The organism is Catenulispora pinisilvae (assembly GCF_015356865.1).
Lineage (GTDB): Bacteria > Actinomycetota > Actinomycetes > Streptomycetales > Catenulisporaceae > Catenulispora > Catenulispora pinisilvae.
The window spans coordinates 1-15,393 of record NZ_JAAFZA010000066.1; the positions used below are offsets into that span (position 1 = coordinate 1).

The 15,393-nt window shown below is 71.5% G+C and carries 12 protein-coding genes; 1 reads left to right on the forward strand and 11 read right to left on the reverse strand.

From position 1 onward, the window contains the following. Positions 1-259: 259 nt before the first annotated feature. Positions 260-1,156, reverse strand: a complete 897-nt coding sequence (locus tag IZR01_RS19615; RefSeq protein ID WP_194924674.1) for a LysR family transcriptional regulator — start codon at positions 1,154-1,156, stop codon at positions 260-262. A 94-nt stretch (positions 1,157-1,250) separates the two neighbouring features. On the opposite strand from IZR01_RS19615, the gene IZR01_RS19620 reads away from it, so the two are divergent. Next, positions 1,251-2,504, forward strand: a complete 1,254-nt coding sequence (locus tag IZR01_RS19620) for an MFS transporter (protein ID WP_323747050.1) — start codon at positions 1,251-1,253, stop codon at positions 2,502-2,504. On the opposite strand, the gene IZR01_RS19625 is transcribed toward IZR01_RS19620, so the two are convergent. The 10 genes from IZR01_RS19625 to pucD form a co-directional block, all read right to left on the reverse strand. Further along, positions 2,410-3,969 (reverse strand): uracil-xanthine permease family protein, encoded by a 1,560-nt coding sequence (locus IZR01_RS19625; RefSeq protein WP_194893268.1) that lies wholly within the window; start codon positions 3,967-3,969, stop codon positions 2,410-2,412. The two genes, IZR01_RS19620 and IZR01_RS19625, sit on opposite strands and share 95 nt — an antisense overlap. A gap of 383 nt (positions 3,970-4,352) precedes the next feature. Continuing rightward, a complete protein-coding gene (gene alc, locus IZR01_RS19630; RefSeq protein WP_194924675.1) occupies positions 4,353-5,402 on the reverse strand; it encodes an allantoicase in 1,050 nt (349 codons plus the stop codon). Next, positions 5,399-6,742 carry an allantoinase AllB gene (gene allB / locus IZR01_RS19635; protein WP_194924676.1) on the reverse strand — a complete coding sequence of 448 codons (1,344 nt, stop codon included), beginning with the start codon at positions 6,740-6,742 and terminating at the stop codon, positions 5,399-5,401. The genes alc and allB overlap by 4 nt, the downstream gene beginning before the upstream one ends. Further along, positions 6,739-7,962: a glycerate kinase gene (locus IZR01_RS19640; protein WP_194924685.1), complete on the reverse strand. Its 1,224-nt coding sequence runs from the start codon at positions 7,960-7,962 to the stop codon at positions 6,739-6,741. The genes allB and IZR01_RS19640 overlap by 4 nt, the downstream gene beginning before the upstream one ends. Positions 7,963-7,964: 2 nt before the next feature. Further along, positions 7,965-9,698: a glyoxylate carboligase gene (gene gcl / locus IZR01_RS19645; RefSeq protein ID WP_194924686.1), complete on the reverse strand. Its 1,734-nt coding sequence runs from the start codon at positions 9,696-9,698 to the stop codon at positions 7,965-7,967. Positions 9,699-9,709: 11 nt separating this feature from the next. Next, on the reverse strand, positions 9,710-10,615 hold the full coding sequence (locus IZR01_RS19650) for a 2-hydroxy-3-oxopropionate reductase (protein WP_228554293.1): 906 nt from the start codon (positions 10,613-10,615) through the stop codon (positions 9,710-9,712). Further along, positions 10,612-11,439: a hydroxypyruvate isomerase family protein gene (locus tag IZR01_RS19655; RefSeq protein WP_194893264.1), complete on the reverse strand. Its 828-nt coding sequence runs from the start codon at positions 11,437-11,439 to the stop codon at positions 10,612-10,614. Before IZR01_RS19655 ends, IZR01_RS19650 begins: the two co-directional genes overlap by 4 nt. Beyond that, a complete protein-coding gene (locus IZR01_RS19660) occupies positions 11,436-11,825 on the reverse strand; it encodes an allophanate hydrolase-related protein (RefSeq protein ID WP_194893263.1) in 390 nt (129 codons plus the stop codon). Before IZR01_RS19660 ends, IZR01_RS19655 begins: the two co-directional genes overlap by 4 nt. Beyond that, positions 11,822-13,021: an XdhC family protein gene (locus tag IZR01_RS19665; RefSeq protein ID WP_194893262.1), complete on the reverse strand. Its 1,200-nt coding sequence runs from the start codon at positions 13,019-13,021 to the stop codon at positions 11,822-11,824. The genes IZR01_RS19660 and IZR01_RS19665 overlap by 4 nt, the downstream gene beginning before the upstream one ends. Further along, positions 13,014-15,353, reverse strand: coding sequence for a xanthine dehydrogenase subunit D (gene pucD / locus IZR01_RS19670; protein WP_194893261.1), 2,340 nt, complete (start codon positions 15,351-15,353; stop codon positions 13,014-13,016). The genes IZR01_RS19665 and pucD overlap by 8 nt, the downstream gene beginning before the upstream one ends. Positions 15,354-15,393 lie beyond the last annotated feature (40 nt).

Here is a 15,393-nt window from a genome sequence, read left to right on the forward strand (position 1 = left end):
CCCGGACTTGCTGGAGTTGCAGAGGCCTGAGCTGCGGCGGGGTTGTGAACGCGGGAACCGGCAGCCGACAAACACACCCGCCGACCCGAACCCCGAACCAGCACACCTATAACCGAAGGCCGTAAAAAGCTTTACAACCACAAGCCAACCGCAACCCGGCCCGCGAACTCCAGCCCCCAAAGAAGATCCGAACCCGCACACCCAAAACCGGCTCGCTACCGCATCCCGCCAGCGACCGCCCCTGCCCCCCTGCCGCCCGTCACACGGCTGAAAGTCCACTACCCGGCAAGGTCCACTGGCTGTCGATGAACGCCAGGAACCGCGCGGCCGCCGGGGCGAGGGCGTGATCGGTCCGCCACGTCAGCCCGATCGTCCGGCCCGCGGCCCGGGTCGACAGGCTGATGCCGATGGTGCCGCTCAGGCCGACGAACTGCTCGGGGACCACCGCCACCCCCAGGCCGGCGGCGACCAGGCCCTCGATGGTGGCCAGATCGGCGCTCTCGAAGGAGATCCGGGGGACGACCCCGGCCTCGGCCAGCAGCCCGTCCAACAGCGTCCGGAAGCCGAAGCCGACCGGGGTGGTGACGAGTTCCTCGCCGGCGAGTTCGCCCAGGGCGATGCGCTTGCGGTCGCGCAGGCGGTGGCTCGGCGGCACCACGACGACCAGCCGTTCGCGTTGCAGCGGCAGCCAGCCGAAGTCGCCGGTCGGGCGCGGGGAGGTCACCGCCAGTTCGGCGGCGCCGGTGCGCAGGTCGTCCCGGATGTGGTGGGCCGCCTCCTGGGCGAGCAGGACGCGGACGCCGGGCGCGTGCTCGTGGAAGGCCCGCAGCAGCCGCGGGACCAGCGAGGTGGCCATCGAGTCCAGGAACGCCAGCCGCACCACGCCCCGGTCGGGGTCCAGGCGCGCGGACAGTTCGGTCGTCAACTGCTCGTAGCGGGCCAGCAGGTCCCGGGCCGCCGCGACGACGAGTTCGCCGTTGGGATTGGGCGCGACGCCGTCCGGTGCCCGTTCGAACAGCCGGGTCTCCAGTTCGGCCTCGACGCGCGCCAGCGCCCGGGACAGCGTGGGCTGGCTGACGCCGAGGATCGCGGCGGTTTCGGTCATGTGCCGGTGGTCGGCGAGCGCGACCAGCCAGCTGAGATCACGCAGCAGCATCGCGGCCATGATACGCGGGGCGATACGGATTACGCATCGAGAAGGCCCATTTCTGCTATTGGACGCATGAAGGCGGCAGAGTCAGGATCGTCGGGTGACCACCCTCGCTCAAGCCGATACCGTCCCAGCCGGACCCGAGGGGCACCTGCCCGGCACCCCAGAGTATCGCCGCGTCCTGACCGCCCTGTTCGCCGCGGGCATAGCCACCTTCGTCCTCCTCTACGACACCCAAGCGCTGCTCCCCGATCTCACCCGCGCCTTCCACATCTCGCCGGCCGCGAGCACGCTCTCGGTCTCGGCGGCCACCATCGGTCTGGCCCTGGCGCTGCTGGTGTTCGGGCCGCTGTCCGAAGCTGTGGGCCGCACGGTTCTGATCCGGTTCTCCATGGCCGCCTCGGCGGTGCTGGCGATCATCTGCGCCGCCGCCCCCAACTGGGATTCCCTGATCGCGCTGCGGCTGCTGGCCGGGGTGGCGCTCGCGGGGCTGCCGGCGGTGGCCACCGCGTACCTGCGCGAGGAGATGCACCCGACCGCCCAGGCGCGCGCCGCGGGGATCTACATCGGCGGGACCGCGATCGGCGGGATGGCGGCCCGGCTCGTGACGGCGCCGATCGCCGAGGCGGCCGGGTGGCGGTGGGCGCTGGTGGCCGCCGCCGCGGTGTCCACGGCCTGCGCCGTGGTCGTCGCGGTCACCCTGCCGCCGTCGCGGCACTTCGTCGCGACCCCGCTGCGGGCCCGGACCGTGCTGGCGATGCAGCGCCGGGCGCTGGCGGACCCGGCGCTGCTGGCCCTGTACGCCCTGGGTGCTTGTGCGGTCGGGGCGCTGGTCGCGGTGTTCAACGCCGTGGGGTTCCGGCTCACCGGCGCTCCGTTCCATCTGGGCGTCGGTCTGGTCAGCCTGGTGTTCCTGACGTATCCGCTGGGGACGGTGAGCTCCACGGTGTCCGGCCGGCTGGCCGACCGGCTGGGGCGGCGGGCGATCGCGCCGATCGGCTGTGCGGTCGCCTTCGGCGGGGTGCTGCTGACGCTGACCGGGTCGCTGCCGGTCGTCATCATCGGGATCGCGGCGCTGACCGTCGGGTTCTTCTGCGTGCACGGCCTGGCCAGCGGCTGGGTCACGGCGCGTTCGCACGCGTCGGGAGCCAGCCCCAGCCAGGCCGCGGCGTTCTACCTGTTCACCTATTACGTCGGTTCGTCGGTGTTCGGCAGCCTGGGCGGCCGCGCGTGGTCGGCCGGCGGCTGGCCGGGCGTGGTCACGGTAGCGGGCTCGCTGCTGGGGATCGCTGGAGTGCTAGCCCTGCTGCTGCGTCGGATCCCGCCGCTGGTCGCGCCGCGGGCAGCGGGCTGAGCGCCGGGCTGGTCCCCGATACGGCCACCGGTCGCGGCACCGGGATCGCGGAGCCGCCGCCGAGGTGGTTGAACACCAGGTTCAGCGTGAACGCCACCACCACCGCGATGGTGATCGGGCTGCCGAAGACGATCTGGGCCCAGCTCGGGAACTTCTCGAAGAAGATCGAGTTCCCGAAGCGGTCCATGGCGTAGGCGGGGAGCAGGGACAGTCCCAGGGACGTCGCCACGATCAGCAGGTTGTTGTTGCCGTGGAACTCGGCCTTCTTCAGGGTCTGGATGCCGACGGCGGTGACGGTCGCGAACATCACCAGGGCCGCGCCGCCGACCACGAACTCCGGCACCGCGGCCACGAACGCCCCGACCTTCGGGATCACTCCCATCACCACCAGGAAGCCGCCGGTGACCGCGGTGACCCAGCGGGAGCGCACGCCGGTCATCTGGACCAGGCCGACGTTCTCGGCGAACAGGGTGTCGGGGAAGGAGTTCATGGACCCGCCGAGCAGCGCCGACAGGCCGTCGGCGGCCAGGCCGCGGGTGATGTCCGAGCCGGTTAGCTCCTTGCCGGTCATCTCGGCGACCGCGAGCATGTCGGCGGTGGACTCGGTGTAGGTGACCAGCATGACGATGCACATCGAGATGACCGCCGCGGCGTCGAACTTCGGGGCGCCGAAGTGGAAGGGCGCGGCCAGGCCCAGCCAGTCGGCGTGGCCGACGCCGGACAGGTCCCAGGAGTGCGTGCGGGTGCTCCCGGACCAGCTGTGTGTGAACAGGGCCAGCACCGCGCCGACGATGATGGCCAGCAGCGGGGCGATCTGGCCGAGGAAGCCGCGCAGAGTGCGGGCCAGGATGAGGATGCCGAAGACCACGGCGAAGGCCACCATGATGTGCGAGACCTGGCCGTAGTGCGGGTCCTCGGTGTCGTGGCCGGCGATCATCGCCGCGGCCGGGCCGATCAGCGAGAGCCCGATGACGGTGATGACGATCCCGGCCACCAGCGGCGGGAAGAAGCGGATCACCTTGGCGAAGGGTTTGGCGATCAGCAGGCCGAACACGCCCGAACACAGCATGGCGCCGTAGACGTAGGGCAGGCCCTTCTCGCCGCCGAACTTGGCGGCGATGGTGATCATCGGCGGGATGACGGTGAACGTCGCGCCGGCCACCACCGGCAGCCGCACGCCGAACAGCTTGCCGACGCCGACCGCCTGGATCAGCGTGGCCACCCCGGCGACCAGCAGGTCGGCGTTGACCAGCAGCGCGATGGTGGCGGCGGACAGCTTGAGCGCGCCGCCGACGACGAACGGGACGGCGATGGCGCCGGCGTACATGATGAACAGGTGCTGCAGGCCCAGGATGGTCAGCCGGGGCGCCGGCAGGACCTCGTCGACCGGGTGTACTCGGGGTTTGGCATCTGGTGCCTCTGGAGGTATCGAAGTATCGCGCGGGCCGCTTTCGGATGTGCTCATGGAGGGGCTCCCTTGGCGTGAGGGGTTTATCACTGAGCCGTGCCCCATGCGGTAGTGCCCTTGCCGAGCTACCGGTGCGGTAGCGTCCGAGCCTGCCGTTGTACCGATGAGGGTGGTGCTGGTGCGCGCTGGTGTTTCTGTGGAACGGGGGGCGGAGCCGACATCCGTTCCGGGCGAGTTTTTCGTGAGCTGTTAACCCATTGGATGCGAAGCTAGTCGGCCGCCTGATGCCCAGTCAATGAAACTCATCGGATTTTTCTATAGCGGAGCAGGATTCGCACCTTCCCACAATGCAGTTTTCTGAGATACCAGAAATGGGCATGGCGATACCCTCGCCGTCGTATTTCTGACGGCGAGGGAATGCCATACCCGGAGGATTTGTACTATGCGTGGTCCTGCCAGCGGGCCTGGACGGCGGCCAGCCCGGAGTCGGTGAGGGTGCCCAGGACGCGCAGCCGGGCCACGCCGCCGTCCGGGCGTACTTCCAGGCGCAGGTGGGTCACGGGGCGGGCGTCGCCGAGCCGGAAGCGGTGCCTGTAGTCCGGCAGCACGCGGGTCTGCCCGATCACTTCGAACCAGTCCGAGCCCGCGGGCTCGCCCGGCCGGTCGGCGCCGAGAAGGACGATGTGGTCCGGCGCGTTGCCCTTGTAGTTGGCGGTGTCGATCTCGATCACGGCCGGGACGCCCTGGGCGGCCAGCCGGACCTCGATCCAGTCGCCGGCGTCGTCGCGGCGGCGGGCCGTCTCCCAGCCCTCGCCCATGACCCGGGACTCCCCCGGTTTGATCAGGTTCTCGGGCGCGGAGAAGAACATGTTGGAGGCGGCGACGATCTGCGCGCCATTGGTCAGGGCGGCCAGGTCCACCGGGACGCCGGCCAGGAACCGCGGGTCCGGCACGGGGTCGCCGTAGACCCGGAAACGGGCGATGCCACCGTCCGGGATCATGGCGAGCCGGACGTGGGTGAAGCGGCGCCCGGTACCGGCCGCGGCCTCGACGGCGAAGTGCTGCTCGCAGTCCCCGGACAGCGGGCTGACCGGCACGATCTCGGTCCACTCGGCGGCCAGCAGGTCGGCCGGGGTCGGGAAGCCGGGGACGCTGGCCGCTTCGACGCGGGCGTGCGGCGGGTAGTTGCCGATGAAGAACGCGGTGTCGACGGTGACGCCGCGCACCACGCCGGGGATTCCGAGGCGGATGATCGCCGAGTCGTGCTCGGTGCCCTCGACGCCGGGACCGCCAGGCCGCCGGCGCCGGGTCTCCCAGCCGTCCACGACCTGGCCTTTGTGGCCGAACGTGTGGGGGCTGAAGGTCGACGGTTCGGGGCGGATCAGCGCCTCCTTCTCGCCGAAGAACTCGTCGTTGGCCCACACCACGGCGCCCCCGACGTCGCGGGCGGCCAAGTCGGTCAGGCGGGTGAAGGACGGGGTGTCGCTCATCGGACCTCCGGGGGTGTGAGGAAGCGTCCGCGCGGGGCGCCGGTGATCGGCTCGCCGCGCAGGTAGGTCGCGCGCACGACGCCGTGCAGTTCGCGGCCGGCGTAGGGGGTGACAGGGTTCTTGTGGTGCAGGGCCGCCGGATCGACGGTGAACGCGGCGTCGGGGTCGAAGACCACCAGGTCGGCGTCGCAGCCCACGGCGATGCGGCCCTTGGCCGGCAGCCCGACCAGGTCGGCGGGCCGGGTGGCCATCCACTGCGCGACGTCGGCCAGGCTCCGGCCCCGGGCCCGCGCGCCGGTCCACACCGCCGACAGCCCCAGTTGCAGCGAGGAGATCCCGCCCCAGGCCGCGGCGAAGTCGCCGGAGTCCAGATGCTTGAGGTCGGGCGTGGACGGCGAGTGGTCGGACACGACGACGTCGATCACACCGTCGGCGAGCGCCGCCCACAACGCCTCACGGTCCTGAGCGCGGCGGATCGGCGGGCAGCACTTGAACTCGGTGGCGCCGTCGCCGATCTCCTCGGCGCTGAAGGTGAGGTAGTGCGGGCAGGTCTCGGCGGTGACGCGGACGCCGCGGGCCTTCGCGGCGGCGATGCGCGGCAGGGCTTCGGCGGCGGCCAGGTGCAGGATGTGGACGCGGGCGCGGTATTCGTGCGCGGCGTCGATGACGGCGGCGATGGCGCTGTCCTCGGCGGCGGCCGGCCGCGAGGCCAGGAAATCGTGATAGCGGGTACTGGAAGGCGCGGCGGCGAGCACTTCGGCGTTCTCGGCATGGACGATGAGAAGCCCGTCGAACCGGGCGATCTCACGCAATGCTTTGCGCATTTCCGGAACGGTCAGCGCCGGGAACTCCTCGACACCGGAATCGGCGAGGAAGCATTTGAAGCCGAACACGCCCTTCTTGTGCAAAGGACGCAGCGCGACTGTGTTGCCGGGTATCGCACCACCCCAGAATCCGACATCGACGAAACACTTCCCGTCGGCCGCTTTGCGCTTGACGTCCAGCGCGGGCCCGTCCACCGTCGGCGGGATCGAGTTGAGCGGCATGTCGACCAGCGCGGTCACACCCCCGGCCGCCGCCGCGCGGGTGGCGGAGGCGAAGCCCTCCCACTGCGTGCGGCCGGGCTCGTTGACGTGCACATGCGTGTCGACCAGGCCGGGCAGCAGCGCGGTGTCGGCGAGGTCGAGCTCCACCCGGCCGGTGTAGGGGGCGCGGTATTCGCCGACCGCGGCAATGCGGCCGTCCCGCACACCCACCGCGGCCGGGCGCGGGCGCACGGCGTCGGGCAGGACGGCGCGCGTAGAGCGCAGGACCAGGTCGAAGCGATCGTTCGTGGTCATACGGCGGCCCCGATGAGCGCGTCAGCGGCGATGGTGGCCGCGAGCCGTTCGAGGAGCGGGCCCGCGTCGAGGATGCAGCGGTCGAGGTCGGGCTCGATGGCGCTGAGCGTGTAGGCGGCGCGGATACCGGCGGCTTCGAGCTCGGCGGGGGTCAGGGTGCAGACACCGGCCACGGCGACGACGGGGACGCCAGCGCGAGCGGCGGCTCGGGCGACACCGGCCGGGGCCTTGCCGCGCAGGGACTGAGGATCGAGGGAGCCTTCGCCGGTGATGATGAGGCGGGCGCCGTGAGCTTTGGTCGCGAAATCGGCCAGGTCCAGGACGATGTCGATGCCGGGTTCCAGGCGCGCGCCGAGGAGCGACATGGCTGCGAAGCCGATGCCGCCTGCCGCGCCCGCGCCGGGGACTTGGGAAAAGTCGGCCGGGCCGGGGCCAGGCGCCTGGCACGAATCAGCACCCGCGACATCGGCCCGCGCACCGGCCAGGCCGGGGCCGAAGCCCCGACCCCCGACCGTGCCTTGAACCAAGCGAGCCCAGTTCGCCAGCGCCGCGTCGAGCAGCGCGACATCTTCTGCCGTCGCGCCCTTCTGTGGCCCGTACACCGCTGCCGCCCCCGATGGCCCCAGCAGTGGATTGTCGACATCGCTGGCCACGATCAGCTCCCCGACCGCGACCAGCTCGCTCAGGTCGATCCGCGCCAGCCGGGCCAGTGCCGCACCGCCTCGCGGCAGTTCCCGCCCGGCGTCATCGAGCAGGCGCGCGCCGAGCGCCTGGACCAGGCCCGCTCCCCCGTCGGTGCAGGCGCTGCCGCCGAGCCCGAGGATGATGCGTGTGCAGCCGGCCTCGATCGCCGCGCGGATCAGCTGCCCGGTGCCGTACGACGTGGCCGACAGCGGGGCCGCCTCGCCGCGCGGCAGCCTGCGCAGGCCCGAGGCTTCGGCGACCTCGATCACCGCTGTGGCGCCGCGCACCGCGAAGCCCGCTTCGATCGGTGCGCCGGTCGGGCCGGTCGCGCGGGTCAGGACCCGCGCGAAGCCGGCTTCGACTGCCGCCTGGACCGTGCCCTCGCCGCCGTCGGCGACCGGGATCGTGCGGATGCCCAGGCCCGGCGCCACGCGGCGGAGTCCCGCGGCGAGATGGGATGTGGCCTCGGCCGCGCTCAGTGAGCCCTTGAACTTGTCCGTGGCCAGCAGAATGTGGCCCGCGCTGGACTGCGGCATGGTCACGGCTGCAACTGCGGCTCGGGCATCGGCTCGGGCAGCGGCTCGAATTCGCGCACCGCGTCGATCGCCGGGCCGTGCGGGGTGTTGGCCTCGCGCTCGATCATGATCTCGACCAGGACCGGGCGGTTGGTGGCCGCGGCCTGCTTGCGGGCCCACTCCAGGGTGGGGCGGATCTCGTCAGGGGCGAACACGCGGCGTCCCGAGCATCCGTAGGCCTCCATGATCTTGACGTTGTCGGTGCCGTGGTCGTCGTAGTGGATGTCGACCTGGTAGTTCATCTCGTAGCCGATCGAGGCCTGGCGGATCAGCCCCAGGTACTCGTTGTTCAGCATGATCAGCACGAACGGGACGTCGTACTGCGCCCCGACCGCCAGCTCCTCCACCAGGAAGTGGAATCCGTAGTCGCCGACGATGCCGACGACCTCGGCGTCCGGCTCGGTCTTGCGCAGCGCCGTCTTCACCCCGATCGCGGCCGGGATCTCCCAGCCCAGCGGGCCGGCCTGGCCGCAGACCTGGTAGCGGCGCGGCTGGTAGGCCTTCTGGTGCTGGCCGCCCCAGATCTGGTAGAGGCCGATCGCGGTCACGAAGTAGGTGGAGGCGTCGAAGAGCTCGTTGATCTCCTTGTAGACCCGCGGCGCCTTGATCGGCACGGAGTCGAAGTCCTCGCGCCGGGTCAGCGAGGTCTTGAGCGAGGCCACCCGCGCGGCCCAGGCGGCCGGGCCGCGCCCGGCCGCGCCGCGCGCCTTGGCCGCGGCCAGCAGCGCCCGCAGGAACAGCCTGGCGTCCGAGACGATCCCCAGGTCGGGCTCGAACACCCGGCCCAGCTGGGTCGACTCGACGTCGACGTGGATGAACTTCCGGTCGCCCCGGTAGACGTCCAGCGTCCCGGTGTGCCGGTCGCCGAAGCGGGCGCCGACGGCGAGCACGAGGTCTGATTCCAGGAACGAGGCGTTGCCGTAGCGCTGGGAGGTCTGCACGCCGGTCATCCCGGCGTACAGCGGGTCGTCCTCGTCGACCGCGCCCTTGCCCATCAGCGTGACCTGCACCGGGATCCCCAGGTAGGACACCAGCTCGCGCAGTTCCGGCGCGGCGTCGGCGATGATCACGCCGCCGCCGGCCAGGATCAGCGGGCGCTCGGCGGCCAGCAGCAGGTCCAGCGCCTTCTCCACGCGCGGCGCGTGCGGCTCCACGACGGCCACCGGCAGCGGCGCGTCGAGCGCGGCGTCGTACTCGATGAACTGCTTGGCGACGTCCAGCGGGATGTCCACCAGCACCGGCCCGGGCCGGCCCGAGCGGGCGATCCGGAAGGCCTCGCGGAAGATCCACGGCGCGGTCGCCGCCTCCTTGATCTGCACCGCCCACTTCGTCACCGGCGTTGCGCAGCCGACGATGTCGACGGCCTGGAACGCCTCCTTGTCCAGGGCCGTGGAGACGGCCTGGCCGGTGATGACGATCATCGGGATCGAGTCGGCGATGGCCGTGTACAGACCGGTGATCATGTTGGTGCCGGCCGGCCCCGAGGTGCCGATGGCCACGCCGACCCGGCCGTTGGTCCGGGCCCAGCCGTCGGCCATGTGCGTGGCGCCCTCCTCGTGGCGCACGATCAGGTGGTCGATCCCGCCTTCCTCTTCCATCGCCTTGTACAGCGGCAGGATCGCGGCGCCGGGGCAGCCGAAGGCGGCGTCCACGCCCTCGGACTTCAGGACCTGCACCACCGCGTTCATCACGGGCATCTTCATGGGAGTCAGTTCGCCTTTCGTGCGGCACGGCCAGAACGACCGGACAGGTTCTCGGCCACGGCCAGCAGCGCGGAGTGGTCCTGGTCGCCCAGGCCCTGCGCGCGGGCGGCCTGGATCAGCGCGGCGACCAGGTTGGTCATCGGCAGCGCCACCTCGGCCTGCCGGGCGGCGTCCAGGGCGATGCCCATGTCCTTGTGGTGCAGGTCGATGCGGAAGCCCGGCTTGAAGTCGCGGGCCAGCATCGAGGCCCGCTTGAGCTCCAGGATCCGGGAGCCGGCCAGGCCGCCGGCCAGCATGTCCAGGCCGGCGCCGGCGTCCACGCCCGCGGCCTCCATCAGCACGATCGCCTCGGCGACCAGCGCGTACGTCCCGCCGACCACCAGCTGGTTCGCGGCCTTGACGACCTGTCCGGAGCCGGCCGGCCCGCACAGTGCCGCGACCTTGCCGACCGCGTCGAACACCGGACGCGCGGCGGCGAAGGCGTCGGGCTCGCCGCCGACCATGATGGACAGGACGCCGTCGATCGCGCCCTTCTCACCGCCGGACACCGGGGCGTCCAGCACGCGCACGCCGAGCGCCGCGCCGGCCGTCGCGACCTCGATGGAGGTCTCGGGGCGGATGGTGGAGAAGTCGATGAACAGGGTGCCGGGCTTGATCGAGGCGAACACGCCGCGCTCGCCCAGGACCGCCGCGGCCACGTGCGGATGCGCGGGCAGCATCGTGATCACGATGTCGGCGCCGTCGATCGCCTCGGCGATCGAGGCCGCGCCGGTGCCGCCGTCGGCGGCGAGCTTGGCGACGTTGGGGGCGTTCAGGTCATGGCCGGTCACCTCGAACCCGGCCTTGACCAGGTTCGCGGCCATCGGGGATCCCATGATCCCCAGGCCGATGAAGCCTATCTTCGTGCTCATGAAAGAGATTCCATCCATTCGAAGCTGTCGGTGGTGATGCCGGTGGAGGGCTTGTACTCCAGCCCGACCCAGCCCCGGCCGGACTCGGCGGTGTAGCCGGCCTCGGTCAGGGCCTTGAACAAAGCGGAGAAGTCCAGGGCGCCGCTGTCGGGTTCGCCGCGGGCCGGGATGTCGGCGATCTGCACGTGCCCGAACCGGTCGGCGTGCGCGGCGATGGTCGCGAACAGGTCCTCGTCCATGCGGGCCAGGTGGTAGAGGTCGCACAGGAAGGCCAGGTTGGTCGCGCCGGTCGCGGCCGAGACCCGGTCGATCTCGGCCAGCGCCGCCGCGCTGGAGGTAATGGGGTACGCCGGGGACTCGATCGCGTTCAGCGCCTCGATCAGCACGGTCGCGCCGATCCGGTCGGCGGCGGCCGCCGCCGCGCCGAGGTTCTCCAGCGCCACGTCCTGCTGCTGGAGTTCGGAACAGCCCTCGATCCGGTTGCCGTACAAGGCATTCAGGTTCCGGCAGCCGGTGCGCTCGGCGATCCCGACCGCGACGTCGATGCCGTCCCGGAACCGCTGGGCGTGTTCGGGGACCGACACCAGCCCGCGCGCGCCGACCGACAGGTCGTCGGGGAAGTTCAGCCCGACCAGGCGGACCCCGGCGTCGTCCAGGGCGGCCGTGAACGCGTCCACGTCCCGGTCGGACGGCACCGCCTCGGTCCCGAACGGCCACCAGAACTCCGCGGCGGTGAACCCGGCGGCGCGGGCGGCGGCCGGGCGTTCCAGCAGCGGCAGTTCGGTGAACAGGATCGAGAGGTTGATGTCGAAGCGGAGCGTCACTGGGCTGCCTCCAGGCTGGCCTTGTACGCACGCCAGTCGGCGTGGTGGGAGATGTCGCGGTAGGTGTGGGGTTCGGTGTAGGCCCGGCGCCGGACCATCGACAGGGTGCCGCCGCCGTCTTCGAGTTCGATGACGCCGAGTTCGAGCTCTTCGGGCTCGGCGGGCAGCAGCGAGCGCTCCAGGACGTCCCACGGCACGTCGTAGAGCTCGCCGACGACGCTCACCCCGCCGGAGGCGACCGCCTCGATGGCCGGGAAGGCGTCGCCGACGGAGTAGAAGCGGTACTTGGCCGCGGTGCGGACGACGCCGACCAGCTGGGAGTCCTTCAGGAGGTGGTTGAGGGGGCCGCCGCGCATGGCGCCGCCGTTGAGGAACATCAGGGTCATGCCGGGACTCCGCTCTCAAGGGGTGGGACCGCCGGGGCGTGGTGGATCGCGGTGTTGACGTCGGCCAGGCTGCGCCCGGTACCGCCGTGCCGGGCCGCGACGATCTCGGCGGCGATGGACAGCGCGGTCTCCTCCGAGGTGCGCGCGCCGAGGTCCAGGCCGATCGGGGCGTGCAGGTTCGCGATCTCGGCGTCGGACAGGCCCGCTTCGCGCAGCCGGTCCGCACGCTGGGCGCAGGTGCGGCGCGAGCCCATGGCCCCGACGTAGGCGATGGGCAGCCGCAGGGCCTTGACCAGCAACGGGACGTCGAACTTGGCGTCGTGGGTGAGGACCGCGACGACCGTTCGGGCGTCGACGCGGGTGGTCTCCAGGTAGCGGTGCGGCCAGGCGACCACGACGTCGTCGGCTTCCGGGAAGCGGCGGCGGGTGGCGAAGACCGGCCGGGCGTCGCAGACGGTGACCTGGTAGCCGAGGTACTTGCCGACGCGGACCAGCGCGGCGGCGAAGTCGATGGCGCCGAAGATGAGCATGCGGGGCGCGGTGACGAAGGACTCGATGAAGACCGTCACCGGCTCGCCGCAGTCCTGGCCCTCGCCCTCGGTGCCGACGGCGATGGTGCCGGTGGCGCCGGACTCGACCATCGCGCGGGCGTGGCGGGCGACGACGCGGTCCAGGCCGGGGCTGATGGTGCCGGTGGCGGACCAGGGGTCGCCGTCGACGGCGATCGAGGCGCCGGGCGGGCCCCAGAGGATTTCGGGGGCCCGCGGGCGGACCGCGAGCGAGCGGCCGACCAGATCCGAGGGCCCTGCGATGACTCGGACTAGAGCGATCGGATCGCCGGCCGACATCGCTGACAGTGCGACGTCTATAGCGGGTTCACGCTCCGGGAACACCGGCTGGATGAACACCTCCAGCTCTCCGCCGCAGGTCAGCCCGACCGCGAAGGCGTCGTCATCGCTGTACCCGAACGTCTCCAGCACCGGCCGCCCGTGTTGCAGCGACTCGACGCAGAGCTCATACACCGCCCCCTCGACGCAGCCGCCGGACACGCTCCCCACCGCCGTACCCTCGGCGTCCACGGCCAGCGCGGCGCCGAGTTCGCGCGGGGCACTGCCCTTCACCGCCACCACCGAGGCGACCGCGTAGGGCTTGCCGGCCGCGTGCCAGGTGTGCAGGTCCTCTGTGATGTCACGCATCTGTCCGGCCCTCCGTCAGGTCCTCCGGTCGGATCGGCACCCGCCGCAGGTCCAGCCCGGTCGCGTCGCGGATCGCGGCGGCGATCGCCGGGGTGGAGGACAGGGTCGGGGGTTCGCCGGCGCCGCGCAGGCCGTAGGGGGCGCGGGGGTCGGCGTTCTCCAAGATCTCCATCCGCATCGGCGGCATGTCGAGGATCGTGGGGATCAGGTAGTCGGTGAAGGAGGGGTTGCGGACCTTGCCGTCGCGGACCTGGATCTCCTCCATGACCGCCAGGCCGAGTCCCTGGGCGGAGCCGCCGTGCAGCTGGCCTTCCAGCGACAGCCGGTTCATGATCTTGCCGACGTCCTGGACCAGGTCCAGCGCGACCACCTTGATCAGGCCGAGTTCGACGTCCACGTCCACCACCGCGCGGTGCACGGCGAACGCCAGCTGGGTGTGGGAGTTCCCCTGGCCGGTGAACGGATCCATGCGCTGGGTGCGGTGGTGGTGGTACTCGCGGGTCTGCTCGATCGGGCCGGCCGCCAGCACCTCCTCCAGGGTGCCGATCACGCCTTCGGCGTGCGACACGATCTTCCCGCCGGCCAGCGACAGGTCGTCGTAGGCCCGGCCGTGGTCCTGCGCGATCCGCTCGAACACCGCGGCCCGCACCGCCTCGCACGCGGTCTTCACCGCGCCGCCGGTCATGTACGACTGGCGCGAGGCCGAGGAGGACCCGGCGGTGCCGACCGAGGAGTCGGCCGGGTGGATGCTCACCTGCTCCACGCCCAGTTCGGTGCGGGCGATCTGGGCCTCGATGGTGATCAGGCCCTGCCCGACCTCGGCGGCGGCGGTGTGCACCAGCGCGCCGACGGTGTCGCCGAGCAGTTCCAGGCGCACCCGGGCGGTGGAGTAGTCGTCGAAGTCCTCGGAGAAGCAGATGTTCTTGACGCCGATGCCGTAGCCGACGCCGCGCACCACGCCTTCGCCGTGTGTGGCGTTGGCGGTCGAGCCGGGCAGGTTGCGCAGGTCCGAGGTGTCGGCCGGGGCCGGCATCGGCAGCGCCTTGAGCGTGTCCAGCATCTCGGCGACCGGCGCCGGGGCCTCCACGACCTGGCCGGTGGCCAGCTTGTCGCCCTGGGCCACGACGTTGCGCTGCCGGATGGTGACCGGGTCCAGTCCGAGTTCGGCGGCCAGTTTGTCCATCATCGACTCGTAGGCGAAGCAGGCCTGGACCGCGCCGAAGCCGCGCATCGCGCCGCAGGGCGGGTTGTTGGTGTAGACGCCGTAGGCGTCGATCTTGATGTTCGGCACCACGTACGGCCCGACGCCGAGCGAGGCGGCGTTGCCGACGACGTTCGGGGTGGCCGAGGCGTAGCCGCCGCCGTCCAGCACGATCTCCACGTCGGCGAACACCAGCTTGCCCTCGGCGGTGGCGCCGTAGGTGTACGTCATCAAGGCCGGATGCCGGTGCACGTGCCCGAAGAACGACTCCTCGCGGTTGTAGACCATCTTCACCGGCTTGCCGACGCGCAGCGCCAGCATCGCGGCGTGGATCTCCATCGACAGGTCCTCGCGGCCGCCGAACGCCCCGCCGACGCCGGACAGCGTCATCCGGACCTTCTCCTCGGGCAGCCCCAGGCACGGCGCGATCTGCAACAGGTCCCAGTGGATCCACTGCGTGGCCACATACAGGTCCACCCCGCCGTCCTCGGCCGGGATGGCGAGCCCTGATTCGGGCCCCAGGAACGCCTGGTCCTGGATCCCGACCTCGTACTCGCCGGAGACGACCACGGCGCACTGCGCACGCACCGCCGGATCGTCGGGACTGGCGCCGACCCGGACCGGCTGGTGCCGCACGATGTTCCCGTCGTCGTGCACCAGCGGGCACTGCGGATCGAACACCGCGCGCCGGGGGTCCACGACCGGTTCCTGCACCTCGTAGTCGACCTGGATCAGTTTCAGCGCCCGGCGCGCGGTCTCCGGGTGGTCGGCGGCCACCAACGCCACCGGCTCGCCCTGGTGCCGGACCTGGCCGACGGCGAGCACCGGCTGGTCGCGGGTGTCCAGGCCGTAAAACTTGTGGCCGGGGACGTCCTCGTGGGTGAGGACGGCGTAGACGCCGGGGAGTTTCAGGGCGGCGGCGACGTCGATGGAGTGGATCAGGGCTCTGGGGTGCGGGCTGCGCAGGGTGGCGCCCCAGATCATGTCGTCCATGAACAGGTCGGAGGAGTAGGCGAACTCGCCCTTGACCTTCAACGAGCCGTCGGGACGGGTCGGGCTGTCGCCGACGCCGCCGGTCGTCGCGGACTGGTTCAGATCGCGAGGCGCACGATCGGGGGCACGCGTGGGCATCAGAACACCTCCGGCAGGGGTCGGTTCACGGCGGGGGCGA

What these genes read in the sequence shown, in the direction of transcription:
- IZR01_RS19615 (WP_194924674.1), bottom strand. Translation starts at nt 1,156, where the DNA reads ATGCTGCTGCGTGATCTCAGCTGGCTGGTCGCGCTCGCCGACCACCGG.
- IZR01_RS19625 (WP_194893268.1), bottom strand. Translation starts at nt 3,969, where the DNA reads ATGAGCACATCCGAAAGCGGCCCGCGCGATACTTCGATACCTCCAGAG.
- alc (WP_194924675.1), bottom strand. Translation starts at nt 5,402, where the DNA reads ATGAGCGACACCCCGTCCTTCACCCGCCTGACCGACTTGGCCGCCCGC.
- allB (WP_194924676.1), bottom strand. Translation starts at nt 6,742, where the DNA reads ATGACCACGAACGATCGCTTCGACCTGGTCCTGCGCTCTACGCGCGCC.
- IZR01_RS19640 (WP_194924685.1), bottom strand. Translation starts at nt 7,962, where the DNA reads ATGCCGCAGTCCAGCGCGGGCCACATTCTGCTGGCCACGGACAAGTTC.
- gcl (WP_194924686.1), bottom strand. Translation starts at nt 9,698, where the DNA reads ATGCCCGTGATGAACGCGGTGGTGCAGGTCCTGAAGTCCGAGGGCGTG.
- IZR01_RS19650 (WP_228554293.1), bottom strand. Translation starts at nt 10,615, where the DNA reads ATGAGCACGAAGATAGGCTTCATCGGCCTGGGGATCATGGGATCCCCG.
- IZR01_RS19660 (WP_194893263.1), bottom strand. Translation starts at nt 11,825, where the DNA reads ATGACCCTGATGTTCCTCAACGGCGGCGCCATGCGCGGCGGCCCCCTC.
- IZR01_RS19665 (WP_194893262.1), bottom strand. Translation starts at nt 13,021, where the DNA reads ATGCGTGACATCACAGAGGACCTGCACACCTGGCACGCGGCCGGCAAG.
- pucD (WP_194893261.1), bottom strand. Translation starts at nt 15,353, where the DNA reads ATGCCCACGCGTGCCCCCGATCGTGCGCCTCGCGATCTGAACCAGTCC.